Consider the following 26,365-nt stretch of genomic DNA (forward strand, 5'->3'; position numbering starts at 1 on the left):
TACGATTATGTTATTTAATCCCGTTTGGGTTCCCTTCTCATATGATGGATTGCCTGTAAGGTTTCTTCTCTATTTTGGCGTAATTCAGGTACTTCGAGCAACAACATGCTCATGATGTCTATTATATAGAGAATGGATAATTGGCTATTAATAAAATTATCTTGGTCTATTATTTTTAAACTTGAGGTAAAGAGTACCTCATCTGATGTTTGGGTGAGAGAAGTATGGTCAAAATTTGTAATACTGATTACTTTTGCACCTTTTTTGCGAGCTATCTGGGCGGCGTTAATGACTTCTAAACTATTTCCAGAATTAGAGATGCAAAAGATAAGATCATTGGGTTGTGTAAGGGTTGCTCCCATCAGCATCATATGGGGATCATTTATTGCATCAACAGGTAACCCCATACGGAGTAACCTATATTTAAGTTCCAAGGCGGTCAATCCGGAACTTCCTAATCCGAAAATCATGATTTTCGAGGATTTTCTTATAAGTTCAATAATTCTATTCAGTTGGTCGTGGTCTAATAAATCATTGGTAGAGTGAATGATGTCATTATAAATATGGTTAACTAATTCAAAGGTATGATGGTCTTGATCTGGTATTTTGATTTCTCTGTTCAACAAAATCTTAAATTCAACGAAGCTCTCCACGCCTATTTTTTTGCAGAAACGAGTAATGGTAGAAGTAGAGGCGGTTGTTTTTGCAGCTAAATCTTTTATATTGATATTCAATACTTTTTCTTTATGGTTAAGAATATAATCTGCTATCTCTTTTTCCTTATGGGAAAACATCGGGTAATTCATTTGGATGCCTTCCAATACATGATATTTTTTCATTTTTTACCCCGTCCTAAAGAATGTAGTCTATGTCTTCTATTATCTCAAAAAAAAGGGATTATTAGTATGTATTGTTTACTGAGCAATTAATGATCCTAAAAATGGTAAGCTGCCCGGTATTTTATGTGCTTATGCGAAATTCAATCCAATGGATGAATAGCTTGTGATATAGTCGTTCTTATATTACATTCATAGAATAAGAGGATGAATTTTACATCCGCTCAAAGGAGGAAAGGGATATGCCTTTGGATATAAAGTCAGGACTCGCAAACTAACTAAAAGAGGAGTGCCTGATTATTGATTAAAACGTGTATTCATTCATTTATAGAACAGCAGGAAGAACCTTTTCATGGAAATATAGTAGTGAGCAGGAAGGGACAGATTGATCATAGGGAATCATTAGGTTTTGCGGAAAGGCAGACGAAGGAACCCAATACTAGTTCACATGTATTCAGAATAGGCTCTGTCACAAAGACACTCACAGCCATGGCCATTCTCCGGTTAAAGGATAGCTGTGGACTTTCCCTGTCGGATTGCCTATCAACCTATGTACCAGCGTTTCCGAATGGAGGCCGCATAACAATAGGGCATTTGCTTAACCATATGTCCGGTATCGGCAATGTAACTGCCCAACCCGATTTTTTAGCGAAATCCATCCAGTACAGAAATCCCGATGAATTGGTGCAATGGATTGCTTCATTGCCTATTGAATCTAGACCCGGCGAAACGTTTGCCTATAATAATTCCGGTTACATCCTGCTCGGTAAAGTGATTGAAGTATGTACGGGTATGGAGTATGGAACGTTTATGGACCAATGTTTATTTAAGCCACTGAACATGAATAATACAGGATTGGAATGCAGTGGCGTGGCGGTGGAAGGAATGGCGACGGGCTATGAGCTTTCCGCTGATCGAACAATGAAGCCAGCAGCATACATCGATATGAGCAATTCATTTTCGGCCGGCGCTTTGTTTTCTACAGTGGATGATTTATTCAGTTTAAATAGAGCTTTAGAAGTGAAAAGTCTTCTAAAAGAGGAAACGCATGAATGGCTATTTGAAAAGCAGGAACAGCTTCCTTACAAGGCTGGCTGGTTTAAGGCATCCACTGAAGCAGGAAGCGATCTATTCTTTCATCATGGAGGCATCAACGGATTTACATCCTCTCTTATGAGGCTGCCCCGGAAAGAGATTGCAGTTATTGCTTTAAGCAATGCATCTTCTTTATTAACATCTACTATGGCTGCTGCCGTGATAGACTATATGGATCGTTCATATGAATAAAGTAATCAGCTGTCTCTTTTAAACAATGGCTGGCAAATGAAGTAAAGACAAGATGGGAAATGTGCGGAAGGGAAGTGCAAGGAATATGAAGGCTGTCATTTTCGATTTTGATGGGACACTGGCGAATACTTTGCCGCTATGCTTTTATGCTTTTCAACATGTCTTTAAAAAATACGATCAGGCTGACTATGCGCCGAAGGATATTGTCGCTATGTTCGGCCCTTCCGAAACAGGGATTATTGAATTGAACTTAATGCACCCTGATAAAGCCGGCGCTATTGACCTTTACTACGAGCTTTATGAATCAGAGCATGATCAATATGTCCAGCCGATTCAGATGATTGAAAAAATGCTGCAAAACCTGAAGGATAAAGGGTATAAATTGGGCATCTATACAGGGAAAGCCAGAAAAAGCCTGGATATTTCTTTGAAGGCATTGAACATAGGCGATTACTTCGATGCAGCTGTCACCGGCGATGATGTTTCCTGTCCAAAGCCGGATCCGGAAGGGTTGCTGAATGTGTTGAAGATACTTAATGTACCAGCTAATGAAACCATATATGTGGGTGACAGTGAGGGAGATATCATGGCCGGAAAGGCGGCAGGCATGGGAACAGTGGGCGTCCAATGGATGCCCACGTACCAAAGCGCTGTTTTTCCAGTAAAACCGGACCATATGGCAGATTCCTTTCAGTCATTCCTTGATTGGATGGATTGAGGGAGAATAATATGAGTGATAAATGGGTGGAATGGGCAAGGCGTATCCAAGCTTTGGCGCAGTCAGGCCTTGCTTTTACAAAGGATGAGTTTGACCTTGAACGGTATAGAGAGCTCAGGAAAATAAGCGCAGAAATTATGGCGGAATATACAGACAGCAAAATGGAAGCTATTCAGGAACTTTTTTCACAGGAAATCGGTTATCAGACTCCGAAGGTGGATGTCCGCGGGGTCGTTTTCAGAGAAGGGAAAATATTGCTCGTCAAAGAGAAGATGGATGACAAGTGGGCTTTGCCCGGAGGGTTTTGCGATGTAGGCTTATCGCCGACAGAAAATGTCGTTAAAGAACTTAAAGAAGAAACAGGGTTTTCTGTAAAAGCTGTGAAGTTGCTGGCTGTTTTGGATACCGATAAGGATCCAAAACAAACACAGCCCTTCCATTTCTATAAATTATTTATCCAATGTGATATTGTCGGCGGAGAAGCGGAGAGCGGAACGGAAACAAAAGCTGTAGCCTTCTTTGATGAGGGGCAGCTGCCGCCGCTTTCTTTGAGGAGAAATACGGAATCACAGCTTCGGATGCTTTTCGAATACAGCCGCAATCCTGATAAGAGCACTATGGTCGATTAATAGAAAGGCAGGACGCAAGCGTGCCTGCCTTATTGACATTTATGAGGATAAAAATTAGAATTATCATACAGTTCTGTAAATAATTTAACTGTGTGGAGGAGGCTACCGTATATGTCAAAGAAACATGAGGTTTTATTCAATCAATTGAACGATTACCGTTCGCAGGTCATTAACCTTCTCTCATCCGTCAGTGAAGAGCAGGCTGACGTTATTCCAGCAGGGTTTCATAACAATATTCGTTGGAATGCCGGGCATATCTATCTGGACCAATATTTATGGATACAGCATTTGACAAGGGAACCGATATACATACCGGAGGAGTACCATAATTGGTTTGGCTATGGGACAAGCCCGACAGTCTGGCAGACATCACCTCCATCCATGAAGGAAATAATCCAACAGTTGAAGAACCAGCCGAAGTATATTAAAGAAAAATACGGGGATTCATTGGAAGTGGAATACGCTCCTGTCGAGTCGGGCATGAAGACATTGCCGCAGGTCTTGGTCCGTACGATTTTCAATGAAGGAATCCATCTTTCCCATATACAATTAATTAAGCGCTTTCTTTAAAGTGACGGTATTTATACAATAGTAAAATAATTGTTTCACATGAAACATTGAGAAAGGCTATTCGTTTCACAAAGGTTGTCCAATAAGCCTCTGAAAGAGAGGGGCATAGTTATTGAAAAGGCAAGAATGCGGGCAGGTGAGCATTCTTGCCTTTTTTATTCGCCCAGTCTTAAAAAAGTAGAGCATTGATCGAAACGTTCTGTGCACCTAGGGAATGCTCAGTAGCAAAGACTTTCAGCCGCAGAGAAAAACCACCCGATAGTATGGGTGGTTTTGATGATCAGACTGTGAATGGAATGATCCTTTCTTTAAGATTGATGCACCTTATCCTTATCTGGTACAGGTGAAAGTTTTCCGTCCTCCATATGATAGACGCGGTCGCAGTATGTCAGCATACGCTCATCATGGGTAACCATAATGGCTGCTTTATTGCGGGCCTTTACCTCCTTGGCGATCAATTGGACAACTTCATGCGCCCGGTTTGTATCCAGGCTGGCAGTCGGTTCATCCGCCAAAATAATATCCGGTTCATTGATAAAGGCACGCGCTATGGCTGTCCGTTGCCGTTCACCGCCGGAAAGCTGGTCCGGGAATTTAGCCAGCTTTTTGCTTAATCCCAAATCCTTTAACAGCTCTTTGGCAAACATGCGGTCTGACGTTTCTACTTTTCCGCCCATTCTCTTAACTAGCAATAATTGATCGAGAACGTTCAAGTAGGGAACGAGATTGGAGGTCTGAAGAATAAATCCGATTTCCTTCAGCCGTATTTTAGATAGTTCCTTTTGTGTTTGTCCGGCAATTTTTATGTCGTTAATCATGACATCTCCCTCTGACGCTTGCAATAGAGCGCCGGCAATAGAGAGGAATGTACTTTTGCCGGATCCTGATGGGCCGATGATCGCCACAAATTCACCTGGTTTAACAGTAAGAGATACGTGGTCGAGCGCTGTTACTTTATTTTCACCCTCATGATAAAATTTCGAAACATTTTTTAATTGTATGCCTGCCATTATTCAACCCTCCCAATCGCTTGAAGCGGATCAATTTTTGTGATTTTCCGTACAGATAGGACAGAACTTAAAACTGAAACAACCAATAAGACAATTCCGTAAAGTATAACCAGCTTTGGATCCAAAGCGAAAGGCATGCCTTCCGGAAGGATAAAGGCCACTAGGTATGCAAGAAGAGCGCCTACAATAATACTTGTGAGGGAGAGAAGGAATACTTGGGAGACAATCGCTCTTCCCAGGAATCCGTTGCTTGCTCCGATTGCTTTCATAATGCCGAACTGATTTGATTTCTGCAACGTTAAAACGTAGAAAAAGACAGCAATTACGACAGCGGAAATGGCAAGAAGGAACACGAGCATCATGGTTATCGTGCCGTTTTCTTCTTTATGTCCAGGCATTCCTTGAATAGCTGTGTTTTTAGTAACGATTTCAAGCCCTGGAATGTCTTTTTCAATTTGATCTGGATTTAGGTTATCGCCTTGAAGCATAATGGCGTTAACTGGTTGTTTGACACCGTCATCCGATTGCGGCGCTGCAAAACGGAGGCTTTGGAACTTCTCTATTGGAGCATACACAGTCGGTACGTGGTTATAGGTTTCATTATGCATGAAGCCGACTATTTTCATTTTTTCCTTAGAGCTTTCTACTTTGACTGAATCCCCGATCTTAAAACCTTTGTCTTTTAGGGAATCGTTGACGATGACACTGTTTGGATCTGATGAGTCAATCGTCTTTCCTTCGGTTACATCAGGGACTACAAAGCTGCCAGGCTCAGCGCCAAGAACGGTGACATCGTATTTTCCCCCTTCTTTGACATGCTTTTTGTCCTTCATGATCGTTACGCTGACTGCCCCAAGTGGAGCCGCATTTGTTACGTGCTTCTGATCCTTCAGCTGTTTACTATAGCTTTCCGTTATGATCGATCGGGTCATAGAAGCGCGCGAACCTTTCTCAAACGCTACATGGTTGGCATCGATATTTTTAAAAGAAGCTGCACTTAATGAATTTAGGCCTGTCCCTAAACCTGATAATAAAAAAACGAGCCAGGAAATGAGAACAAAAATAAGGCCGATCATTAAAAAACGCAGTTTTCCATGCTTTAATTCCTTGATTGCCAGAAACATAGTATTCCACCCCTTATATATACAAAAATAGATTAATCAAAATTGACTAACTATTATTAGTATATAGCCGCTTTAAAAAAATAGTCAAGTTTGACTAATCGAAAAAAGAAAAAGGAATCATATACCGATTCCTTTTGGAGTAAGAGCATTCTATTTTTATACTTTACGAAGTGTGTTGGTCAATGGTTTCCTCAAGAAAGGCAATCTCTGTTTGCAGCATGGTCCATTTGTGCTTAATAGCCAGGTTGACGCCGATCCCTTCTTCATGGTCTGGCATCTTTTCCAATTGTTCCAGCAGTTTTTTGCTGTTTTCCAGACGGATGGCCAAGGCCTTCAATGTATCTTCAATCGGTAAATGGTCGATGAACATCAGTCCGACATCTCCTTGGAAGTGGATGCTCTCGGGAGCTCGTAAATTATCGAGCAATAATTCATAAAAATAAGCAGTCCCTTTTTCATTGATCGTATATACTTTGCGGGGAGGACGGTTGCCTTCTTGTTCAAGATGCTCATCTATATAGCCTTTCCGGCTTAGCTTATCCAATGTGGCATAAGCGGTCGGTTTTTTCATATCCGTAATATTATTTAAATTACGTTCAATAAATTCGTTAATTTGGTAACCATGTTGGCTTTGGGACATCAGTAATCCTAAGATAACCAATGATCGTTGGTTCATGGAGAGATCCTCCTCTATCTTTTTCTATCTATTAGTATAGCACTCTTGGCAGGTATTTATCCTGCCAAGAGTGCATGGTCCTATGAATTAATGAGCCCATGCCTGCACTTTTACGATGCCTGAACTACCTCTCGAATCAGAGACAGAGAGCTGATAGGTTGAGTCGGGCAAAGGATTCTTTAATTCTTGGTCTATGCTTTTTCCTGAGCTGACAGTTCCTGTTGCTTCTGTTCCTGAAGGGGATGTTAACGTAAATAACAATGTATGTTCACCCTTATTTTCAATTGAAATATGGAGATTGTCTCCGGATAGGCAGGATATCGGATAGGTCTTCATTCCTGTGTAATGTTTCGTTTCATTTAATAGATAAGTATTCTGTACAGATAATAAAGCTGTATCGGGTCTGAGCTGTTTTTGGATGAACGGATCGCTTGAAGCGTTCTTAATTTCCGGCGATGCGCTGGCCTTTGGATAGTCAAAGTAGGCGTTAGAAACGAATCCGGCGATGGAAAGGACAACAATGCTGCCAATTATGACATTTTTGATTGTATACATAGATGCTTCTCTCTTCCTTTCATGGTAGCTTAATGGCTTTTTTCGGGCTGCTTTATTCAAAATATGACACCAAATGAAGCGATAGTCAATGAGCGAATAGCAGGTTTACTCTCTGCATATGGAGGTATAGGGATATAAATGAAGGAATGTTCACGCAATTGGGCATAGTATAAAGAAATGAGATTACAGGAGGAAGAAGAGGGTATGAAAATACTGCCGATGTTTAAATTAACGTGCATTATTGTGATCAGCTTTATCTGTTCTTTTATTATTTTATATGCCATAACAGCAATGCTGGGCTTTAAGCTGGCTTCTTCAGAAAAAGAAGGCCATGTTGCTCTGGATCGTCCATCTTCTTATATTGGAATAAATGTGAATGCTGAAAAGATCATATAAATAAAGGATTTCCTCTTAAGCTCCCGAATTCTATATAAGGATAGAATGGCAGGGGCTTTTTTATTTATTTGCTGTTATCTTTTATCCTGTTGGAATGGGATGTGATTCTATGATTGAAAAATGGACTAGAATAGGTTCCGAATATATACATAAATCGCCGTTTGGACATATACGCAAGGATGTGTGTGTGCCGGACACCGGATGGAGTGCTCATCGATGATTTTTATGTACTTGAATATAACGATTGGGTCAATGCGGTTGTAGTGACCAAGAATCAAGAGATTGTATTGGTTCAGCAATACCGTTACAGTGCGGACGATTTTTTTCTTGAAATACCTGCCGGTAAGGCAGAAGAAGGGGAATCGATGGAAGAAGCTATTGTCAGGGAGGTCAAGGAAGAGACTGGTTATATATCTGACTTGCCGCCTATATGGCTAGGTTCTTATTTTGTTAATCCGGCTACGCAGACGAATCGAATCCATATATATTTACTGAAGGAAGCAAGGAAGGAATATGACCAGCAATTGGATCCGGCAGAATGGATTGATATAAAAGTGATGCCTATACCAGCCTTGGAGGCACTGCTGGGAGCGGGAAAGATTAAACATCTTTTTACAGCAAGTGCATTCCAAATGGCGAAAGAATATATATAGAAAAAATGGAATAAGGAAAGGTGATACGAATGTAGAAAGAGATAGGCCCGTTTATTAATGCGTATATATAAAAGAAACGTTTTTATCAGAAGGATCATAGGTGTAGACTTTGAAAGCGGGAGTGAGCACCCAGGCGCTTGCCAATCGCAAAAGTAATAAGATATACAGGTCAAATAAAAAGGAAAGGGGAGATACCCTTGTAAGAAGCTACCCACTCATAAAAAATCAATAAAGAGGGGTAGAAGTGATGAAAACTAAATCGTTTACTTATCTATGGATTGGCCAATCAATGGCCAATGCCGGCGATATTTTTTATATTGTCAGCTTGATAGCGTCCATTTATCAAATGACGGAATCTACTTTTGTGACAGCCTTTATTCCTTTCACTGTGACGATTTCACAGTTTATTTCTGGCTTTGTTGCTCCATTGGTCATAGATCGCGCGAGTTTAAAGAATATATTGGTCTACTCTCAATTGGGGAAAACGATCCTGCTTGTTGCGCTTATGGCTTATACCACATTGGAAAGCGGCGGGCAAAGCATTTTAATAGTAGTTTTCCTTATAGTCGCCTTCATTGCGTTCCTTGACGGGTGGGCAAATCCGGCTAAAGGAGCTTTGGTTCCAAGATTGGTTAGCCAAGAAGAATGGATGAAGGCAAACGGATTTATGTCCGTTATCGACCAGATAGTGCAACTGGGAGGCTGGCCGGCAGGCAGCCTTTTAGTCGCTTGGGTCGGTCCGCCTCCTTTGTTGTCCATTACCTGTGCAATGTATGCACTAGCGACTGCTGCTATGGCACTTATCCAAGAAGGGGCTAATATGGATCAGCCTAAGGGAAAGAAGGGAGCGGCGGATTCACTGAAGGAAGGCTGGTCGATTATTTGGAAGCACCGCCCAATCCGTTATCTGACTATTATTTCGTGTATGGAATCAATGGCGAATGTCGTATGGATTGCAGCTATTCTGTATGTGTACGTCGATGAGCAATTGGGTGTATCGGAGGCGTGGTGGGGTTTTATTAATACCAGCTTTTTCGCCGGGTTGCTTATTGGCGGGTTTATAGCAATGAAGAGTTCGGGGTTTATCGAAAAAAATATGTCTGTTATCTTTATTTCGTTCGGTATAGGAATTAGTATTGTAACATTATTGTTCGGCTTTACGACTATTCCATACGCTGCTTTAGGTTTTTCCTTTGCCTTCGGGATTTGCAATGAAATACAGCAAATAATTGTAACGACAACTCTTCAAAAAAAGACAGACAGTGGGCAATTGCCCAAGATTTATGCAGCACAGGGCGCACTTTTTGGTTTAATGTTTGGAATTTCATCGCTTCTGGCAGGCTTTTTAGCGGATATAGTAAGCGTCCGCTTTCTTTTTGCCGGCGCATCGGCCATTTTGCTTATAGTTGCAATGGTGGCGTGGAATCAGAAAAAGAGCTTGTTTAACCGCAAAGAATTAGGATGAATATAAGAAAAGGCCTGGATTTTATCCGGGTCTTGTTTTGTTGCAAAAATATATCCATATAAAAATAACTGGATGTGTCAAGTTATTTGTGTCTATTTTTCAAACTTTTTTAATGTAAACGCTTGCAAATTTCACAATTCGGACATAAAATAGAAAAAAGGAAATTAAATGGAAGGGATGGTAAAATGACATTAACGATGATTGTGGTGTTCCTCAGTAAGGTTGTTATGGTCGGTTGCTATTATATCGCTCCTTTATTCATTCCGTTTTGGATGTGGCAATACTTAGCCAGTAAAAAAAGAAAAGAAAAGGCAGCTGCGGCGAACCAGTTGGTTGCTTTAGATGTTAATTTAACAGAAAATTTAGAAAAAGCTTAGAGAGCAGAAATATGTCTCTAAGCTTTTTGTTTTTTTAGGACTAAACGATCGTACCGGACTTTCTATTTGTCTGCTGGGTAGTTTATGCCTATTTGTTTTCTTGCTTCTTCCATGATATTGGCTACGGTGATGGACCGTTGGAATGTGTTAATGCCGGATTCTGTTTTTCCTTGGTGGATCAGTGAGATGAATTCTTCCAATTCATAAAACATTGTATTGTCCAGCTGCTTCTGTGATAAATCTTCTTTCCGTCCATCTCGATAGGCTAATGTCACATGGGAGGGGGAGCTGATTTTATCGATGATGATGGTACCGTCTTCTCCCTGGATTTCATTTGGCATCGCGGAGTCAGTGATTTTTGAATACATGATCACTGCTTCCATTCCATCATAATCAAGCAGGATGCTTCCCTGTCCATCGACTCCTGACGCCAGTTTCATGGCGCTTGCCTTTATGTTCTTTGGTGCACCGAATAGATTGACTAACGGATACAGGCAATAGATCCCGATATCCATAAGGGCTCCATTTGATAATGCCGGGTTAAAGGCATTCAATATTTCACCTTGTTTATAGGCGTCGTAGCGGGAGGAATATTGGCAAAAGGATGCCACGTATCTGCGTACAGGCCCTATTTTATGTAAATGTTCTTGAATGATTGCAAAACTTGGAATCATGGTAGACTTCATCGCTTCCATCAACAATACATTCGAGCTTTTGGCGACGGCAATCATTTTCTCGACTTCTTTTTTATTGGAAGCCAGAGGTTTTTCGCATAGCACATGCTTTCCATGCTTCATGCAAAGGATGGCCTGCTCCGCATGCAGGGAGTTAGGGGTGGCGATATAAACAGCATCAATGTCAGGGCTTTTAGCCATCTCCTCCAGGTCTGTAAACACTAATTCAGCGCTGTGCTTTTCAGCGAATGCTTTTGCTTTTTCTTCGGTTCTTGAATAAACAGCCTTCAGCTTGAAATTCTCTGAATGCGAAGCAGCATCCAAGAAGCGGTCTGTAATCCAGTTGGTTCCAATTAATCCGAAACGAATCATTATTTGTTCCTCCTTTATGTGTTGTCCTTTATGTAAAGGTACCACAATTATGCGGCTGCCTACCTGTTTTATCACAAAAGAGCCTTCCATATATAATGAAAGGCTTTATGAATTGTGTGTATTTGAGATTAAATAAGATTGGTTTTATACCATTGGCCGGCCATTATCACCTCTGATTGCGTCAACTGGTGGCCATGGTCTTCCCACTGCAACTGGACCTTGGCATTTGCGCCGTCAAGCAGGTCTCTTAGTTCGCGTGCCTCGGATTGGGGGCAAATAGGGTCGTTGGTTCCGGCAGCAATAAAAACAGAAGTTCCGGTCAAATCGGGAAGTTCAATTCCACGTCTTGGAACCATCGGATGGTGGAGAATCGCTCCTTTTAGTGCGTAACGATGGTGGAACAATAAGCTTGCCGCAATGTTAGCTCCATTGGAATAACCGATCGCCACGATGTTGTTTCGGTCAAATTGGTGCATTTCAGCTGCCTCAATCAAAAAATCATTGAGTTCATCTGTCCGCAAAATCAAGTCTTCCTCATCAAAAACCCCCTCTGACAAGCGGCGGAAGAAGCGGGGCATCCCATTCTCCAATACATTGCCGCGGACACTCAATACATTGGCTTCCGGGTCGATCATTTCGGCCAATGGAAGCAGGTCATGTTCGTTGCCTCCCGTACCGTGCAATAGCAATAAAGTAGGTTTATCTGGATTGGTTCCTTTTTTAAATAGATGTTTCATACAAGCTCTCCTCTACATATGGATTATTTGGATGAATCAAGCTCCCTTAGTTCAAATGGAAGCAGCACTTGTTCGATACGTTCTCTTTCCGGCTCATACCAAGATGGAAGCATTAAATGTGTGCCCATTTCCTCATGGGATTCATCTGTTGCAAATCCTGGCGGGTCGGTGGCGATTTCAAATAGGATATGGCCAGGTTCCTTAAAGTAGACAGCATTGAAATATTCCCGGTCCCGGACAGGTGTCACAGGAAATCCGTTTTTCTGAAGCAAGTCCTTCCAGATGAGCTGGTCTTCATCGTCTTTAGCTCTCCAGGCAATGTGGTGCACGGTTCCAACGCCCAGTTGCCCCGGTGCCATTGGTGATTGCTTCACATCGATTATATTGCCTAGACTGCCTATCGATTGGTAGCGGATGAAGTCTTTATCTTTACCCACCTTTTTCAGGCCCATAACGTTCTCGAGCAGATTACCTGTCTGTTCTGGATTGGCGGATAATAAAGTTGCGCCTGCAAAGCCTTTTATGGCTACTTCTGGCGTGATATCACCGGCCGTCCACTGATTGGCAGGCCCATCTTCTCTTTCGACAAGTTCCAGATGCAGTCCATGTATATCATCAAAAAGGATGGAATGCTCACCGAAGCGTTCCGTTTTGGCATATTGGACTTGATAGGTCTGTAGCCGTTTTTCCCAGAAAGGGAGCGCTCCTTTAGGGATGGCGTAGGATGTGATGCCGACCTGCCCGCTGCCGGCGCTACCCTGGTGGGCTCCAGGCCACGGAAAAAAGGTGATGATTGTTCCAGGTTGTCCGCCTTCATTTCCAAAATATAAATGATAGGTGCCGGGATCATCGAAATTGATTGTTTTTTTCACGAGGCGCAATCCGAGGAATCCAGCATAAAAATCAGCGTTTTCCTGAGGGTGCCCGACGATGGCAGTTATATGGTGGATGCCTTTTGTTTGTTTTGTCATGTGAAAAACTCCTTTCATTGAAATATATATGCCGGTTATATTTCTAATTCATTTATCTTTAATTCGAGATAATTGTACGCTGCATCAGAATGAACGTCAATGTTTTTGCTTTTAATTAAGAACATCGGGCAGTATTTATACATTTTGTCGAAAATATTGTTTTAAAATATGACATTTTGTCTATTAAATCTGCTTTTAATAGTTTGTAATATAGTGTATAAAGTGTAGATTTGGTGATTGGGGATCCGTTCTTCAGCCAGCAAGTGTGCAATAGGTACCATATAGGGTTGCCGTTCTGATAGGCTATCTCTGTTTGGGCCAAAAGAATGAAGGAGGCGAATGTATGAAAGAAGATTTCATGTTTAGTTTACCGACCCGGATTGAATTTGGAACAAAAAAGATCCATAGCTTGATTGAATATGTCCGTGAATTGGGAGGGAGCCGGATCATGATCCTGACAGATAAAGGGATCGGCAACGCCGGGATTGTCAAAAAAGTGACGGATATCCTTGACCATGGAAGGTTCCGTTATCTCATTTTTGATTCCATTAAGGAAAATCCGAAGGATAAAGACTGTATGGATGCTTATCGCCTTGCCAAAAAAGAGAAGGTCGATCTTTTGATTGGCCTTGGGGGAGGGAGCAGCATTGATACTGCAAAAGCTGTTGGCATCCTTCTGGAGCATGGAGGCTCACTTCAAGATTGGTATGGCATAAATACTCTTCAAAAATCGATTACACCCCTTATTTCCATTCCCACTACTTCTGGAACCGGCAGTGAAATTACCTTTTTTTCAGTTATAACCGATACGAATTCCAAACAGAAAATGAATATTCTTGATAAAAAAATGGCAGCTAGAATCGCCTTGCTTGATCCGGAACTGACTTTTACACTTCCGGCACCCATTACCGCATCAACCGGCATGGATGCCCTCACCCATGCTATTGAAGCCTACACTTGCAATTTGGCAAATCCGCTTACGGATGCAATGGCTCTGTATGCAATGGAGTTGATTGTACAAAATCTGCCGCGTGCCTATCGAGATGGAGCCGATGAGGATGCCAGGAAGCAAATGATGCTTGGCAGCCTTCTTGCAGGCATCGCTTTCGGCAATTCGGATGTGGCGGGAGTGCACTGCATGGCAGAAGCTTTAGGCGGCTTATATGATACGCCTCATGGGGTAGCCAATTCCATGATTCTGCCTTATGTGTTCGAGTACAATATTCCTTCCAACATACCGAAGCATGCGGAAGTGGCAAAAAGGCTGGGAGTCCAGCCAGCCGGCAAAACGACTGAAGAAATTGCCTATGAAGGGGTGGACAAGCTTTATTGGCTGGCAGAGACAGTGAACATTCCGGAAATGGCCGATGTGGACAACATTGAACCTGAGGATTTTGCTTATTTGGCAGAAGGAGCTACCCGGAATGTATCAGCGTCAAGCAATCCAAGGCCATTGTCCGTTAATGAATATATGTCCTTGTTCCATGCAGCGTACAAAGGAAAGAAAGGGAGGATACTATGGAACAAGTAAAATTGAAAAGGACCCTCGGTTTTTGGGCAGCTTATTCAGCGTCGGTCGGTTTAGTGGTTTCTGGTTCGGCTATGGTTGTGCTTGGCAACGGCTATGGAAATGGCGGACCGGCATTCAGTATCATCGCCTTTGTTTCATTGATTGTCATTTTGTGTGTCGCCCTGTCTTATTCCGAAATGGCAGCGATGATCCCGGGGGCAGGGATGGTAGGGGAGTATACAACTCCTGCTCTTGGTAAACTGGCCGCCATGTTCGGGGTCCTTGCCGGATATATCGTCCTTGTCGGAACAGATGGAGGCACTAATATGATCGTCGGAGGCCAGTCGTTTGAAACGTTGACCGGTGTTCCCTGGTATATTGCTGTTCTATTGATTTTAGCATTTTTAGCTGCCGTCAATATGCTGGGCGTCGCTGTTTTCGGAAAGGTGCAAACCATTCTTGCTCTTTCTATGATGGCTTTATTGGCCATTCTTGGCTTGATGGGGATTTTGGGAGTCGGTACGCAGGAACAGCTGTCTGAGCAGCCTCCGTTTTCGCCGCTAACGTGGAAGGAGCAGGCAGGCACTCTCGGCATAGCCATTTGGTTGTTCATCGGAATGGAGTTCGTTACGCCTTTAGCGGAAGAAATCAAAAATCCGGGCAGAAATATCCCGCTCGCCATGCTGTTTGGCTGCTTCACCATTTGGGTCGTCGATTTACTCTTTGGCTTAGGTGTAACTAAGTACATCCCGCTAGACCGGTTGGCGGAGTCAACCATTCCTCATGTGGATGGAGCGGAAGCCATGCTCGGATCAGTCGGCCTCGTTTTAATGGGCATTGTATCCATCATAGCGGCTATCACCACTTGCGATACGTATTTAGCAGCGGTTCCGCGGATGCTGTACGGCTTATCGCGGCAAGGATTATTGCCGAAAATATTCGCATATTTACACCCGAAAACACGTACGCCGTGGGTAGGGATCTTTTTTGTCATCGGCTTGACCCTTATTGTTCTCATTTATGCGTTTGTTAATAATGCGAATATTGATTTTGTAACGACCATGATTTCAGTCGCATGTGGGACATGGTTGATTTCCTATATCATTACACAGGTAGATGTCATTGTATTGCGCAAACGATACCCGAATGTATCCCGTCCATTCAAGACGCCTTTATATCCACTTCCTCAAATTGTCGGTATTGTAGCTTGCCTGTATATGATTTACACATTGTATATAGATATGACAGTTCTAAAAATATCTCTGGTTGTAATCGCTATTATCCTTTTGTTCGGAATCGGTTACTTAAAGGCCACGCGCCAAAAGTTATTCCAGCCGGTACCCTTAGATTCAATATTCAAAGGAATTGAGGAAAGAAGTGAATTCGAGTACGAATCCAGTTCGGAGGGAACAGGACAAAATCAAACGATCGAGAAGGGGTAAAGATGGGTATATATTCAATAGTCAATCAAAGGGCCTCGGCTAATCTGGGGAGAACAACTGATTTATTCAAACAACAGATGCCTATATATTCGGCAGATAAAGATGCAGTCCGGATGGATGGAAGCAAATTCGGGTTTGAACATGTGAGCGCTTTCTACAAAGTTATCAATAAATGGATGGGGCGCATTTATATTCTGCAATGGCACTTTTCCATGAAGAGCAGCCATCAGTTTGAAGACCAGCTTATTACTCTATCATATAGCGGGAAAAAACGGGGCAAGGTTGATGGGTTCCCCAGTTTTCGGTCCAAGCAGAACCATTCTTTGTGCATGGAGTTGAATAAGGATAAAGAGCTTCTTGCTATATGTAAACTAGGGGACTACGAAAAGCTGTCCCTGTCCTATTCAAAAAAAGAAAATAGATGGACGGTTCAACTTTGGCCGAATTACGGGGAGTTCATTTGGATCCTCATACCGCCCATCCGATATTACCGCAAGCCAGAGGCCAAGGAAGTGGAGCAAACAAAGCAATTATTCAACAAACTGGCTTATTATCTATCCGGAAGGGGTTTGAAACAGAATGAGCAAAGACAGAATGTATATCAACAATAGGTGGACTGATGGAAGCAACGGAGAAAAAAGGCCGGTCATCAATCCAGCTACAGAAGAAGTGATTGCTGAAGTGGCTGATGGTACAAAAGAAGATGCTGAAAAGGCAATAAAAGCTGCGCATCAAGCATTTTACGAAAATGGCTGGGGAGATACTTCGGCCAGGGAACGCTCAGAATTATTATTAAAGGCAGCCATTAGGCTTGAAGAAAGAGCGAGCGAGATTGCCAGAATAGAGACAATCAATAATGGGAAAACGTTGCCGGAAGCAGAGGGCGATGTAGCCGATGCCGTCAACCAGCTCAGATATTATGCCGGAATCGCCACCAAACCGAGCGGCCAGGTCTATGATGTTCCGGAAGATATTCAGGCGATGGTGGTGAAGGAGCCGATAGGGGTCGTGGCGCAGATTGTCCCTTGGAATTATCCGCTGGTCATGGCGGTCCAGAAGCTAGCACCTGCCTTGGCTGCCGGATGTACGGTCGTCATAAAACCGGCTGAACAAACGCCTTTATCCTTAATCGCCTTTTTTGAGATTCTTGATGAAATTGGGTTTCCGCCAGGAGTGGCCAATCTAGTATTGGGTGCAGGTGAGACAGTGGGGGCAGTTTTAGCGGAAAGCCCGATGGTGGATATGATCTCATTCACTGGTGGGACAGACACGGGAAAATTCATCATGAGAGCAGCTGCGGACCATATTAAGAAAGTCAGCCTTGAGTTAGGGGGGAAATCTCCTAATATCGTATTTGAGGATGCGGAATTCAACAGTGCAGTCGACTATGCCATGTATGCTATTTTTGCCAACCAAGGGCAAGTATGTTCAGCGGGTTCGCGTCTGCTCCTTCAGGAAAGCATCTATGACAAGTTTGTTTCCGAATTGGTGGAGCGGACAAAGGGTATAAAGGTCGGTTCTGGATTGGATAAAGAGACAGAAATGGGTCCATTGATTTCACAGGAACATATGGAAAAGGTCCTTTCCTATATAGAAATCGGAAAGAGGGAGGGGGCTGAACTGTTGTGCGGCGGCACGAGAATGTTTGATAAAGGCTATTTTGTAGCCCCTGCCATTTTTACAGGAACCACTCCGGACATGCGTATTGTACGGGAGGAAATATTCGGTCCCGTGTTGGTTATTCAAACCTTCAAGGATGAAAAAGAAGCCATCAGGCTGGCGAATGATAGCGACTATGGATTAGCGGGGGCTGTCTTTACGAATGATGGCGCAAAAGCCCTGCGTGTCATCAAGAAATTAAGAGCCGGAATCACATGGATCAATACGTATCATCCGACATTCAATGAAGCTCCATGGGGCGGATATAAGCAAAGCGGAATAGGCCGGGAGTTAGGTACATTCGGATTCGAGGAATATTTGGAAACGAAGCAAATTAACATTAATTTAGATGTGAAGCCGAGCGGCTGGTATAAGTAAAAGGAAGGCAGAGTCTCCGCCTTCCTTTTACTTATACTGATAATTTGTGCGGGATATATAAATATCTTTCGATTTCGCAGGCATACTGAGCGAGATAAGGCATTGTGCGGCATAGTAGGTAACCATGATCCAACTATCATGATAGGCGATAGGAGATACAAAGAGATTCCATGAAAGGATGCTGTCGGAAGCGATGAATAGCAAGCTGCCTAGGATAGCTGTCCGGCTGTGTGTCATGGCTGCGGTCCATCCCATCAATGAAATGGCAAGGATATAAAGGATGACAGGCGCTATTAAACCGTTTTCTCCCTGTCCTTGCAATGAGCCTGCCAGCTTGAAGCCCATAAATAACCCATATGCGATTAATGGAATAAAGCTCATAGCGGAAAGGACCTTCCTTTTTCTCCTGCTGGCAAAGTACGCTATATAAAAAAGATGTCCCACTAAAAATGAACCCAGTCCAAAAATGAACGAATAAATGATCAGCGCGTCGCCCAATGTGCAAAAAAGCAGACCTGCCAATATCCATTTTTTTGATAGCGGACTTGGTGTTATCAAGACTAAAAGCATCAATAAGCACATTGGCAAAATCTTAAACATAAGCCGGATTGCCTCATTCTCCTTTGGAATAAAAAATATGAATAAGAGAGCTGTTATAAAAAATAAAACCAGTATGATGTTCTTTTTCAAAGCCAATCATCCCCTTAGCATGATATGAGATATACATATATTCGCTGTGAAAACGAAAAAACCTTTTTGGCCATGAAGACAACGGAGGGTATGCCATTCATCTGCAGCTTCCTTTCTTCATACAATGAAAGAAGGAAATGGCCTATATGTGCCGAATGTATGAGTATTGGGAAATGTTGTCGGAAAAAAGGAGGATACGCCATGGCAATGATGGAGCAGGACGTTATTGGCAGAGAGGAATATGCGTTGGATTATACAGAGCTTTCTCCGAGCTATCGAATCGATTTGAGGAATCCCACCAATGAACATCTTGATCAATTCATTAAAGCCAACCAGGTATTGGACTGGTCACAGGTTACCTGGAAGGACATTGGAAAGCCCTATGAAGTTAAGAGTGTTGCGCAGTCGAAAAAGACATATGAAGATGAAAATGGCCCTATGTCTGTGAAGGCTTCATGGGAGTTCTTCAATAAATCATTCCATGAATGGTTCGTTAAAGATGTGCCTGCCGAGCTGTCGCAAGCGAAAAAAGATATGTGGAAACATCTTGCCCGGTTTCGTTTTCATGATGTGAAGGAGGCTTTGGGTGAAACAATCCGTTTATCCATCTGGAATTACGCACATCGTATATCGGATGGAATTTGGGATCCCCGCGGGAAGAGAGCTTTATTCGAAGGCCTCGATGTGGAAAAACCGCGTATTTTATTCCTGGGAGCCGCAGAAGGGTATGAGGCAATGCAGTTTTCGGCGATGTATCCTGGCGGCGAAGTGGTGATGGTGGATTACGATGAATTTTGTGCAACCGACCGATTCGGTTTATTCCCAGAACAATATCCTTTCCTTGGTATAAACCCATCTTCCGGCCATCCAAAAGTATGGTATAAGGATGACATGAAAATAGAGTATATAGTGGATGATATCCGGAACTTGTCGTTTGGAAGGGAATTTGATGTGGTCATCAGTGTGGGCTTGCTGGAGCATTTCCCGGATGAATATAAGCAGGAAGTGATGGACTGGCACCGTAAGTTTCTCAAGCCTGGAGGGTATGCCATTATGACTACACCGAGATCACAGCTTAAATCCAAATTATTCTACGAGATCATGGCAGATGTTATGAACCATACGTATAGAGAGCTGATGGATATTAAACAAATGGGGCTATATGTCTATGAAGGTGGATTTGAAATCCTTCGCCACGGCTATATTAAAGTGCACAACGGGATTGTTGCGCGCCCGCGTTAAGACATAGAATGTTTTGCCGATAAAGCCCGGGATGGTGTCATTCCAGTGACAACTGTTCCGGGCTGTGCTTTTTATACATATTGTCTCTAGGATGGGGAAAAGGGTAGTGACACTCTTTGCCTAAATAAAAGAGGCGCAATAGTTGATTGAACGGGGAGTGAAACGCTTTTGGATAAAAAAAAGATTATTGAACTTAAACATGTATCGCTGCATTTCGGAAGCAAGGAGGTACTGAAAGACATCAGTTTGAATGTGTATCCTGGGCAGATTATCGGTTATATCGGACCGAATGGGGCGGGGAAAAGCACAACCGTTAAATTGATGCTCGGTTTAATCGAGCATTATAAGGGAGAAATACGGATATTTGGCAGAGATATTAAGGATGATCCGATTTCCTATAAAAATAGAATCGGTTATGTCCCTGAAACAGCAGAGTTGTATGATAGCTTAACAGCCAGGGAATACCTCACTTTTGTAGGAGAATTATATGGGCTTGCTGGAGATGGGATTGAAAGGAAAGCGTTGGAGCTTCTTTCAGTATTCGGCATTTCAGAAATCTTTGATTCCAAAATTACGACCTTTTCCAAAGGGATGAAGCAAAAGATCATGCTGGTTGCCAGCCTTCTGCATAATCCGGATATTCTATTCTTGGATGAGCCATTGAGCGGATTGGATGCAAATTCTGTCATTGTCGTGAAGGAAATATTGGCACAGCTCGCTGTAGAGGGCAAGACGATCTTCTATTCGTCGCATATTATGGATGTAGTGGAGAAAATCAGCAGCCGTATCCTGCTGCTGAATGACGGTACCATTATGGCGGATGGAAGTTTCAAAGAATTGCAGGAACTCAGCAAAGAGGGAAGCCTGGAACAAATCTTCAACCAATTGACAGGCTTCAGTGAACATAAAGCGCTTGCAGAAACATTTGTCGCCGCCGTAAATAGGGATGTGTAAACATGAAAGATTTTAAAATATTGTACGCTGTAGACCGTTTTCGCCCGTTATTGGAGAAAGTGGGGGTCGATTATCCGGTCATGAGGAATATTCTGCAGCTGAAGCTCCTGATGGATGCCAGGAGAGTTCCTTTGGCATTGGGCAATCAAACACGTAAAAAGGATAAGGAAACCAAAGATAAAAATATGTTTCTTAGCTCTTTATGGATTTATGCTTTGTGCGGATTATTCTTGATTATTTTTGTCGTAATGAATCAGAATATCGTCTATCAAATGAGCTTGTTTTTTGCCGTTGTCATGTTCATGCTGATGACGTCCCTTATTTCTGATTTTTCCTCTGTATTGCTTGATACGAAGGATAAGAACATCATATTATCAAAGCCTGTCAGTTCCGCCACGCTAGGAATGGCTAAGACCATACACTTAATGATTTATATGTTTTATATAACAGTATGCCTCGGAGGCCCTGGGCTGATCGCAAGCATACCTCGGTATGGCCTATCGTTTGCTGTTGTCATGCTGATTGAACTGATTGTCATTAATTTATTCGTCATTGTATTGACCGTCCTTCTTTATTTGGTCATTTTAAAATTTTTTGATGGAGAAAAATTGAAGAACGTCATCAATTATTTTCAAATTGGGCTATCATTGGCGCTTGCTGTTGGGTATCAGCTGATTATCCGTATCTTTGATATTGTGGATCTCCACATTGTATATACGCCGCATTGGTGGCATATCCTTCTGCCGCCGCTCTGGTACGGCGCGCCGTTCGGCCTTGTTATGGGGATGCCTGCAACTGGCATAATGCTGGCACTCACTATACTCGCTTTAGTTGTTCCAGTCATCGCGATCATAGTGTATGCAAAAGGCATGCCTGCCTTTGAAAACAGTTTGTTAAAGCTGACGCAGGTTAATAATGCAGCCAAGCGGAATAAAAAAAGCGTTATAACCTTCATGTCAAAAATCATATGCACTTCCCGGGAAGAAAGAATCCTGTTCGTGTTCGCCAACGATATTCTGCGAAATGAGCGTGAATTCAAGTTGAAGGTGTTTCCATCACTGGGATTATCGCTTGTCCTTCCCTTTATCCTTATTTTTACGAGTATCCAGGATACGGGCTTGAAAGGAATAAACGATTTCGCTTTTTATAGCATCTATTTCACCGGATTGATGGTGCCGGCGGTGGTGTCATTCGTTCAATACTCCGAGAAGTATAAGGGAGCTTGGATTTTTACGGTTGCACCTGTCCGTTCTGTCGGTTTATTGCATAAGGCAGCTTTAAAAGCAGTGACAGTCCGATATTTAATGCCGCTTATACTTATCCAGAGTGTATGCTTCACTATTCTGTTCGGGGTATCGGTTCTGCCGGATTTATTGGCCGTCTTTTTGAATTTGTTGCTGGTTGCGCTGATTTCGTATTCTATTATCCACCCTTATCTTCCTTTTTCAGTCAGCTATGGTGCAATCGAATCAAGCGGTGCCAAGCTGTTTTATGCGACATTCATTATATTTGTCCTTACTTCGATACATATGGGGATAAACCGGCTTGGGAATATGGCTTTATGGATCTACATCGCCGTATTGGCTGTGAGTGTTGTATTCTTTTGGAGCCGTTTTTTTCCGGAAAGGAAGGGGAAAAGGGCAGTAGATGCGAAGAATCGTCCAGCCGCATTTTAAAGGACATGATTGCCGAAGAACGGATCTGCCGCGCTCATAATTTGCATCCCTTATCTTATCTATAAAACAACAATCTTGTAGAATACAGCCACAACTAAAGAAAAAGGAGCTTCGAAATGCTTTCAAACCAACAATTAAATGAAATAAAAGAATTACAGAATCTATGCGAGGAATATGACGGCATCCAATTAAAGCTGAATTGGCCCACGCTTGAAACAAGAGAAGAAATGTGTGAAATACCCTATTATGAAGATAAAAAATTAGTGGCGTTCATCGCTTATTATAAATTCGGAAATGAAGTGGAGATTTGCGGTATGGTCCATCCCGACTACAGAAGGAAAGGGTTATTCACTTTGTTATTCAGCCGTTTGCTTACGATGTTTCCGGAGGATGAACCGATCTTATTGAACGCTCCAGCCGACTCAGCTGCGGCAAAAGGATGGCTGGAGTCTGTACAGGCAACCTATGCTTTTTCCGAAATGCAAATGAAGTGGAGGCCGGGCCGGTTAGAGCAACTTGGGAAAGAAGTCACTTTAAGGAATGCGGCTAAGGGCGATATCCCTACTATGATGGAATTGGATAAAGTGTGCTTCGGTATTGAGGATGCCGCCATCAAGGATTATGAAAAGACAACAGAGGAAGCCAAACTGAAACAAGATTATCTGATTGAAGCTGAAGGAAAGGCCATCGGCAAGATTCATCTTTCACGTCTGGATGGAGAATCGTGGATTACCGGGTTTGCCATTTATCCAGATAAGCAAGGCAATGGATATGGGAAAACGGCATTGATCAAGACAGTTCTGCAATTGTCGGCAGACGGCTGTGAAGATATACGCTTGGAGGTGGCGTTAAAAAATAAAAATGCCCTTCGGTTGTATGAGCAATGCGGTTTTAAGGCATACCATACCCAGGATTATTATTTATTCGGCAGATAAAATGATATACCCCCGTATCTTTTTTGCTCAGCGGACCGTTTAGGTAATAGAGAGAGTGTAAAGGAGTGAGTGCAATGAATGGCAGCGAGTGTAACAGAAAGGAAGAAGAGGACTACGGGCGATTCATGGAGCATTACAATGCTTTGAGAAAATATTGCTTATTCCTGTGCCGGAATTTATCTGATGGAGAAGATTTATTGCAGGATACGATGCTGAAGGCGATGCAACGATACGGGGAGGCCGAGGAGCTCCATCAAGCCTTGTTCCGTAAGATCGCTTACCACGCCTGGGTTGACAATAAGCGAAGACAAGACATCGAGCTGATGGAGAGAGTGGAAGACGTGTTTATTGTAGATCCGCTGTCTTCTGAAACAGCTAAAGAGGTATTGGAACGCATGCTTCACCTATTAACGGCGAAGCAAGCAGTTGTGTTTATTCTCAAGGAAGTGTTCCAGTACCGCTCTAAGGAAATCGCCTTCATGCTGCAGACGAATGAAACGGCAGTAAAGGCGTTGCTGCATCGTTCGAAAAAACGGCTTTTATCTTTTGAAGAGGATGAAGAAGCACAGGAACAGGACCTAGATGAAGAAAAAGAAGAGATGATGCAATGGCTATGGTCTTCTATAACCCGCAATGAACCACAGTTGTTGATTAAGCGGCTTCATCATCTGCTTTCCTTGCACCCAATTCATTCTGTTCATGGCCGTACAGAAAGCTCTACTCATTCGAAGCACTCTCTCTATTTGGCTGCATAGCAATTTAACGAGGGAGGCATAAAGATGACTGCGATTCCATATGTAATTGAACAGACAAAAAGTGGAGAGCGTTCCTATGATATTTATTCAAGACTATTAAAGGACCGAATTATCCTGATCGGGGAAGAGATTACGGATGCTCTTGCCAATACAGTGGTAGCACAGTTATTATTCTTGGCTGCAGATGACCCGGATAAGGATATATCGATTTACATCAACAGTCCAGGGGGAGCGACATCTGCTGGGTTTGCCATACTTGATACGATGAACTTCATCAAGCCGGCAGTAAGTACAATTTGTATCGGCATGGCTGCATCATTTGGGGCATTGCTGTTGATGGCCGGAGAAAAAGGAAAAAGATATGCCCTTCCAAACAGTGAGGTAATGATCCATCAGCCGCTAGGAGGAGCAAGAGGGCAAGCGACTGAAATCGAAATATCGGCCCGTCGCATTTTAGTACTGAAAGAACAGATCAATAAAATGATAGCTGATTTGACCGGGCAGCCATTAGAGCAGGTGAAGCATGACACCGACCGCGATTATTATATGGATGCCGAGGAAGCTTTGAAATATGGAATTATCGACGCCGTACTGCACAAATAAAGGAGAAAGCCGCCCATGGTTGACCATGGGCGGTTTTTCTTTAAAAGAATGGAGCTCGTGCAATTTTAACAGGGACAATAGCATCGATTTATTGATTGTATCTTTCAAGGGAGTAGTTTACAATATATTCCACAAACAGATGCGAGGAGGGGATGGATTGAAGCGGGTAATGGTGATAGGAGTATCGTCTGGTGTTGGGAAATCGACATTCAGCCAGAAGATGGGCGCAATTATGCAAATGCCTGTCTTTCACCTGGATGCTTATTTTTGGAAGCCTGGCTGGGTGGAATCCTCCGTTGAGGAATTCACGGCTGTCCAGGAAGGGCTTGTCGGACAGGATCAATGGATTATTGATGGAAATTACAGTTCCACCCTTCCGGTCAGGTTGGAAAAAGCGGACACTATTGTTTATTTGGAAATGCCTCTTAGCACATGCCTATTCCGTGTTTTTAAAAGATGGGTATGTCATATTGGGAAAACAAGAATCGACATGGGCGAAGGCTGTCCGGAAAAAATCGATTATGCCTTCATTAGATTTATTTTGAGAACGTATAGGAGCAGAAAGGCCGCGATGAGGGAGAGATTACGCGCACTCGATGGAACAAAAGACGTCATTCAATTGAAGAATAAGAAGGAAATGAATCAATACTTGCTTAGTCTGAAGGCCCAGCAACAAGTAGAAAAGAGGGGATAGGATGAGTGCGGTCGATGTGCGCTTTACAGAGCGGATGGAAAGAATATGGCAGTCTGCTTTGTGGGAGGGAACTCAGGCAGGAAGCAATGAATTACGGCCTGTCCATATGCTGCTTGCCTTGTTGGAAGAGAAAACGGGTGTCCTTGGAGAGATTTCATTGCGCATTTCGAGCAATGCAGGTGTGATCCGACGGTCATTAGAGATAGGGAATAAAGGGCCAACCAATGAAGAGCCAGCGATGTCTGCCGAAGCATTGGAAATTATCGGCATAGCTAAAAAATATAGGGAGCATTACAACCAATCCTACCTGAATGAAGGGCATCTGCTGAAGGCATTGATTTGCTCACGGCAGGTCGATACTTATTTGACTGCAGCGGATCAGGCCATCATGCTTGAATTGGGTACAACTTCCCGTGATATGGTCTGCCGGCTAAGCATACTGGACATAGATGAATCAATCATAGGAATTTCAAGGGCAGTCCGAGGAGGATTGGGAAGAGTTGTTTCATTTTGTAGAGTGTTCTTTTTCGCCAGAGTGGAGGCTGACAGTGGAAGATGGATGCAAACAGAATCCTTCCACTGTCTTTATTGCTCGAGGAGAAGACAATCGGATTGTTGGCTTTGCTGCCTATGATAGTTATCTATCCCGAAAAGGCTATTTTGGTCCGATGGGTGTGGCAAAGCATGCAAGAGTAAAGGGGCTTGGCAGAGTGCTCTTATTGCAATGCCTGCGAGATATGAAAAAAACGGCTATGAATATGCCGTTATAGGAGGGGC

General features: G+C 42.9%; 30 protein-coding genes. 21 read left to right on the forward strand and 9 right to left on the reverse strand.

The window, feature by feature from the left end; genetic code table 11:
- Positions 1-14: 14 nt before the first annotated feature.
- Positions 15-839, reverse strand: coding sequence for a MurR/RpiR family transcriptional regulator (locus tag ABC357_RS21875; RefSeq protein WP_412889635.1), 825 nt, complete (start codon positions 837-839; stop codon positions 15-17).
- A gap of 297 nt (positions 840-1,136) precedes the next feature.
- Between ABC357_RS21875 and ABC357_RS21880 the strand changes: the two genes are divergently transcribed.
- The 4 genes from ABC357_RS21880 to ABC357_RS21895 all read left to right on the forward strand — a co-directional run bounded on the left by ABC357_RS21880 (position 1,137) and on the right by ABC357_RS21895 (position 4,040).
- Entirely contained in the window at positions 1,137-2,123 is a 987-nt protein-coding gene (locus tag ABC357_RS21880; protein ID WP_412889636.1) for a serine hydrolase domain-containing protein, read from the forward strand.
- Between the two features lie 85 nt (positions 2,124-2,208).
- A complete protein-coding gene (locus ABC357_RS21885; protein WP_412889637.1) occupies positions 2,209-2,841 on the forward strand; it encodes an HAD family hydrolase in 633 nt (210 codons plus the stop codon).
- Positions 2,842-2,852: 11 nt separating this feature from the next.
- Positions 2,853-3,470 carry an NUDIX hydrolase gene (locus ABC357_RS21890; RefSeq protein ID WP_412889638.1) on the forward strand — a complete coding sequence of 206 codons (618 nt, stop codon included), beginning with the start codon at positions 2,853-2,855 and terminating at the stop codon, positions 3,468-3,470.
- A 111-nt stretch (positions 3,471-3,581) separates the two neighbouring features.
- Entirely contained in the window at positions 3,582-4,040 is a 459-nt protein-coding gene (locus ABC357_RS21895; protein ID WP_412889639.1) for a DinB family protein, read from the forward strand.
- A gap of 308 nt (positions 4,041-4,348) precedes the next feature.
- Here ABC357_RS21895 and ABC357_RS21900 read toward each other — a convergent pair whose 3' ends face one another.
- The 4 genes from ABC357_RS21900 to ABC357_RS21915 all read right to left on the reverse strand — a co-directional run bounded on the left by ABC357_RS21900 (position 4,349) and on the right by ABC357_RS21915 (position 7,465).
- Complete coding sequence (locus ABC357_RS21900; RefSeq protein WP_412889640.1) at positions 4,349-5,050, reverse strand: ABC transporter ATP-binding protein; 702 nt, start codon at positions 5,048-5,050, stop codon at positions 4,349-4,351.
- Positions 5,050-6,174, reverse strand: a complete 1,125-nt coding sequence (locus ABC357_RS21905) for an ABC transporter permease (RefSeq protein WP_412889641.1) — start codon at positions 6,172-6,174, stop codon at positions 5,050-5,052. Before ABC357_RS21905 ends, ABC357_RS21900 begins: the two co-directional genes overlap by 1 nt.
- A 163-nt stretch (positions 6,175-6,337) precedes the next feature.
- Positions 6,338-6,850 carry a PadR family transcriptional regulator gene (locus ABC357_RS21910; RefSeq protein WP_412889642.1) on the reverse strand — a complete coding sequence of 171 codons (513 nt, stop codon included), beginning with the start codon at positions 6,848-6,850 and terminating at the stop codon, positions 6,338-6,340.
- Between the two features lie 87 nt (positions 6,851-6,937).
- Positions 6,938-7,465 (reverse strand): hypothetical protein, encoded by a 528-nt coding sequence (locus tag ABC357_RS21915; RefSeq protein ID WP_412889643.1) that lies wholly within the window; start codon positions 7,463-7,465, stop codon positions 6,938-6,940.
- Between the two features lie 144 nt (positions 7,466-7,609).
- Here ABC357_RS21915 and ABC357_RS21920 point away from each other — a divergent pair, with 144 nt between their 5' ends.
- From ABC357_RS21920 to ABC357_RS21935, 4 genes are all read left to right on the forward strand, one after another.
- Positions 7,610-7,801, forward strand: coding sequence for a hypothetical protein (locus ABC357_RS21920; protein ID WP_412889644.1), 192 nt, complete (start codon positions 7,610-7,612; stop codon positions 7,799-7,801).
- Between the two features lie 179 nt (positions 7,802-7,980).
- Complete coding sequence (locus ABC357_RS21925) at positions 7,981-8,454, forward strand: NUDIX hydrolase (protein ID WP_412889645.1); 474 nt, start codon at positions 7,981-7,983, stop codon at positions 8,452-8,454.
- Between the two features lie 247 nt (positions 8,455-8,701).
- Positions 8,702-9,919 carry an MFS transporter gene (locus ABC357_RS21930; protein WP_412889646.1) on the forward strand — a complete coding sequence of 406 codons (1,218 nt, stop codon included), beginning with the start codon at positions 8,702-8,704 and terminating at the stop codon, positions 9,917-9,919.
- Positions 9,920-10,104: 185 nt separating this feature from the next.
- The gene (locus ABC357_RS21935; protein WP_412889647.1) at positions 10,105-10,296 is read left to right on the forward strand and encodes a hypothetical protein; all 192 of its coding nucleotides are present in this window, start codon (positions 10,105-10,107) and stop codon (positions 10,294-10,296) included.
- Between the two features lie 62 nt (positions 10,297-10,358).
- On the opposite strand, the gene ABC357_RS21940 is transcribed toward ABC357_RS21935, so the two are convergent.
- From ABC357_RS21940 to ABC357_RS21950, 3 genes are all read right to left on the reverse strand, one after another.
- On the reverse strand, positions 10,359-11,342 hold the full coding sequence (locus ABC357_RS21940) for a Gfo/Idh/MocA family protein (protein ID WP_412889648.1): 984 nt from the start codon (positions 11,340-11,342) through the stop codon (positions 10,359-10,361).
- A 128-nt stretch (positions 11,343-11,470) separates the two neighbouring features.
- Positions 11,471-12,079, reverse strand: coding sequence for an alpha/beta hydrolase (locus ABC357_RS21945; protein WP_412889649.1), 609 nt, complete (start codon positions 12,077-12,079; stop codon positions 11,471-11,473).
- 23 nt (positions 12,080-12,102) lie between these two features.
- Entirely contained in the window at positions 12,103-13,050 is a 948-nt protein-coding gene (locus tag ABC357_RS21950; protein ID WP_412889650.1) for a ring-cleaving dioxygenase, read from the reverse strand.
- Positions 13,051-13,393: 343 nt separating this feature from the next.
- On the opposite strand from ABC357_RS21950, the gene ABC357_RS21955 reads away from it, so the two are divergent.
- Genes ABC357_RS21955 through ABC357_RS21970 form a run of 4 tightly spaced genes read left to right on the forward strand, consistent with a single transcriptional unit; the run spans position 13,394 to position 18,039 of the window.
- Positions 13,394-14,581 (forward strand): iron-containing alcohol dehydrogenase, encoded by a 1,188-nt coding sequence (locus tag ABC357_RS21955; RefSeq protein WP_412889651.1) that lies wholly within the window; start codon positions 13,394-13,396, stop codon positions 14,579-14,581.
- Positions 14,569-16,002 carry an APC family permease gene (locus tag ABC357_RS21960; protein ID WP_412889652.1) on the forward strand — a complete coding sequence of 478 codons (1,434 nt, stop codon included), beginning with the start codon at positions 14,569-14,571 and terminating at the stop codon, positions 16,000-16,002. The genes ABC357_RS21955 and ABC357_RS21960 overlap by 13 nt, the downstream gene beginning before the upstream one ends.
- Before the next feature lie 2 nt (positions 16,003-16,004).
- Entirely contained in the window at positions 16,005-16,613 is a 609-nt protein-coding gene (locus tag ABC357_RS21965; RefSeq protein WP_412889653.1) for a DUF3156 family protein, read from the forward strand.
- On the forward strand, positions 16,582-18,039 hold the full coding sequence (locus ABC357_RS21970; RefSeq protein ID WP_412889654.1) for an aldehyde dehydrogenase family protein: 1,458 nt from the start codon (positions 16,582-16,584) through the stop codon (positions 18,037-18,039). Before ABC357_RS21965 ends, ABC357_RS21970 begins: the two co-directional genes overlap by 32 nt.
- A 27-nt stretch (positions 18,040-18,066) precedes the next feature.
- Here the strand turns inward: ABC357_RS21970 and ABC357_RS21975 are convergent, their stop codons facing one another.
- Entirely contained in the window at positions 18,067-18,729 is a 663-nt protein-coding gene (locus tag ABC357_RS21975; RefSeq protein WP_412889655.1) for a lysoplasmalogenase, read from the reverse strand.
- A 201-nt stretch (positions 18,730-18,930) separates the two neighbouring features.
- On the opposite strand from ABC357_RS21975, the gene ABC357_RS21980 reads away from it, so the two are divergent.
- From ABC357_RS21980 to ABC357_RS22020, 9 genes are all read left to right on the forward strand, one after another.
- Positions 18,931-19,971 (forward strand): class I SAM-dependent methyltransferase, encoded by a 1,041-nt coding sequence (locus ABC357_RS21980; protein WP_412889656.1) that lies wholly within the window; start codon positions 18,931-18,933, stop codon positions 19,969-19,971.
- A 168-nt stretch (positions 19,972-20,139) separates the two neighbouring features.
- Positions 20,140-20,925 (forward strand): ABC transporter ATP-binding protein, encoded by a 786-nt coding sequence (locus ABC357_RS21985; RefSeq protein ID WP_412889657.1) that lies wholly within the window; start codon positions 20,140-20,142, stop codon positions 20,923-20,925.
- A 2-nt stretch (positions 20,926-20,927) separates the two neighbouring features.
- Positions 20,928-22,601, forward strand: coding sequence for a hypothetical protein (locus ABC357_RS21990; RefSeq protein WP_412889658.1), 1,674 nt, complete (start codon positions 20,928-20,930; stop codon positions 22,599-22,601).
- 116 nt (positions 22,602-22,717) lie between these two features.
- The gene (locus ABC357_RS21995; protein WP_412889659.1) at positions 22,718-23,536 is read left to right on the forward strand and encodes a GNAT family N-acetyltransferase; all 819 of its coding nucleotides are present in this window, start codon (positions 22,718-22,720) and stop codon (positions 23,534-23,536) included.
- Positions 23,537-23,610: 74 nt separating this feature from the next.
- Positions 23,611-24,291: a sigma factor-like helix-turn-helix DNA-binding protein gene (locus ABC357_RS22000; protein ID WP_412889660.1), complete on the forward strand. Its 681-nt coding sequence runs from the start codon at positions 23,611-23,613 to the stop codon at positions 24,289-24,291.
- Positions 24,292-24,315: 24 nt separating this feature from the next.
- Positions 24,316-24,894 (forward strand): ATP-dependent Clp endopeptidase proteolytic subunit ClpP, encoded by a 579-nt coding sequence (clpP, locus tag ABC357_RS22005; RefSeq protein ID WP_412889661.1) that lies wholly within the window; start codon positions 24,316-24,318, stop codon positions 24,892-24,894.
- Complete coding sequence (locus ABC357_RS22010; RefSeq protein WP_412889662.1) at positions 24,863-25,588, forward strand: P-loop NTPase family protein; 726 nt, start codon at positions 24,863-24,865, stop codon at positions 25,586-25,588. Before clpP ends, ABC357_RS22010 begins: the two co-directional genes overlap by 32 nt.
- Before the next feature lies 1 nt (position 25,589).
- Positions 25,590-26,222, forward strand: a complete 633-nt coding sequence (locus ABC357_RS22015) for a Clp protease N-terminal domain-containing protein (RefSeq protein ID WP_412889663.1) — start codon at positions 25,590-25,592, stop codon at positions 26,220-26,222.
- Positions 26,137-26,358: a GNAT family N-acetyltransferase gene (locus ABC357_RS22020; protein WP_412889664.1), complete on the forward strand. Its 222-nt coding sequence runs from the start codon at positions 26,137-26,139 to the stop codon at positions 26,356-26,358. Before ABC357_RS22015 ends, ABC357_RS22020 begins: the two co-directional genes overlap by 86 nt.
- Positions 26,359-26,365: the final 7 nt, after the last annotated feature.

The sequence above is a fragment of the Bacillus kalamii genome, assembly GCF_047238185.1.
Lineage (GTDB): Bacteria > Bacillota > Bacilli > Bacillales > DSM-1321 > Bacillus_AD.

Coding starts and splice junctions, on each gene's coding strand:
- ABC357_RS21875 (WP_412889635.1), bottom strand. CDS start 839: ATGAAAAAATATCATGTATTGGAAGGCATCCAAATGAATTACCCGATG.
- ABC357_RS21885 (WP_412889637.1), top strand. CDS start 2,209: ATGAAGGCTGTCATTTTCGATTTTGATGGGACACTGGCGAATACTTTG.
- ABC357_RS21890 (WP_412889638.1), top strand. CDS start 2,853: ATGAGTGATAAATGGGTGGAATGGGCAAGGCGTATCCAAGCTTTGGCG.
- ABC357_RS21895 (WP_412889639.1), top strand. CDS start 3,582: ATGTCAAAGAAACATGAGGTTTTATTCAATCAATTGAACGATTACCGT.
- ABC357_RS21900 (WP_412889640.1), bottom strand. CDS start 5,050: ATGGCAGGCATACAATTAAAAAATGTTTCGAAATTTTATCATGAGGGT.
- ABC357_RS21905 (WP_412889641.1), bottom strand. CDS start 6,174: ATGTTTCTGGCAATCAAGGAATTAAAGCATGGAAAACTGCGTTTTTTA.
- ABC357_RS21910 (WP_412889642.1), bottom strand. CDS start 6,850: ATGAACCAACGATCATTGGTTATCTTAGGATTACTGATGTCCCAAAGC.
- ABC357_RS21920 (WP_412889644.1), top strand. CDS start 7,610: ATGAAAATACTGCCGATGTTTAAATTAACGTGCATTATTGTGATCAGC.
- ABC357_RS21925 (WP_412889645.1), top strand. CDS start 7,981: ATGTGTGTGTGCCGGACACCGGATGGAGTGCTCATCGATGATTTTTAT.
- ABC357_RS21930 (WP_412889646.1), top strand. CDS start 8,702: ATGAAAACTAAATCGTTTACTTATCTATGGATTGGCCAATCAATGGCC.
- ABC357_RS21935 (WP_412889647.1), top strand. CDS start 10,105: ATGACATTAACGATGATTGTGGTGTTCCTCAGTAAGGTTGTTATGGTC.
- ABC357_RS21940 (WP_412889648.1), bottom strand. CDS start 11,342: ATGATTCGTTTCGGATTAATTGGAACCAACTGGATTACAGACCGCTTC.
- ABC357_RS21945 (WP_412889649.1), bottom strand. CDS start 12,079: ATGAAACATCTATTTAAAAAAGGAACCAATCCAGATAAACCTACTTTA.
- ABC357_RS21950 (WP_412889650.1), bottom strand. CDS start 13,050: ATGACAAAACAAACAAAAGGCATCCACCATATAACTGCCATCGTCGGG.
- ABC357_RS21955 (WP_412889651.1), top strand. CDS start 13,394: ATGAAAGAAGATTTCATGTTTAGTTTACCGACCCGGATTGAATTTGGA.
- ABC357_RS21960 (WP_412889652.1), top strand. CDS start 14,569: ATGGAACAAGTAAAATTGAAAAGGACCCTCGGTTTTTGGGCAGCTTAT.
- ABC357_RS21965 (WP_412889653.1), top strand. CDS start 16,005: ATGGGTATATATTCAATAGTCAATCAAAGGGCCTCGGCTAATCTGGGG.
- ABC357_RS21970 (WP_412889654.1), top strand. CDS start 16,582: ATGAGCAAAGACAGAATGTATATCAACAATAGGTGGACTGATGGAAGC.
- ABC357_RS21980 (WP_412889656.1), top strand. CDS start 18,931: ATGGCAATGATGGAGCAGGACGTTATTGGCAGAGAGGAATATGCGTTG.
- ABC357_RS21990 (WP_412889658.1), top strand. CDS start 20,928: ATGAAAGATTTTAAAATATTGTACGCTGTAGACCGTTTTCGCCCGTTA.
- ABC357_RS21995 (WP_412889659.1), top strand. CDS start 22,718: ATGCTTTCAAACCAACAATTAAATGAAATAAAAGAATTACAGAATCTA.
- ABC357_RS22000 (WP_412889660.1), top strand. CDS start 23,611: ATGAATGGCAGCGAGTGTAACAGAAAGGAAGAAGAGGACTACGGGCGA.
- clpP (WP_412889661.1), top strand. CDS start 24,316: ATGACTGCGATTCCATATGTAATTGAACAGACAAAAAGTGGAGAGCGT.
- ABC357_RS22010 (WP_412889662.1), top strand. CDS start 24,863: ATGGAATTATCGACGCCGTACTGCACAAATAAAGGAGAAAGCCGCCCA.
- ABC357_RS22015 (WP_412889663.1), top strand. CDS start 25,590: ATGAGTGCGGTCGATGTGCGCTTTACAGAGCGGATGGAAAGAATATGG.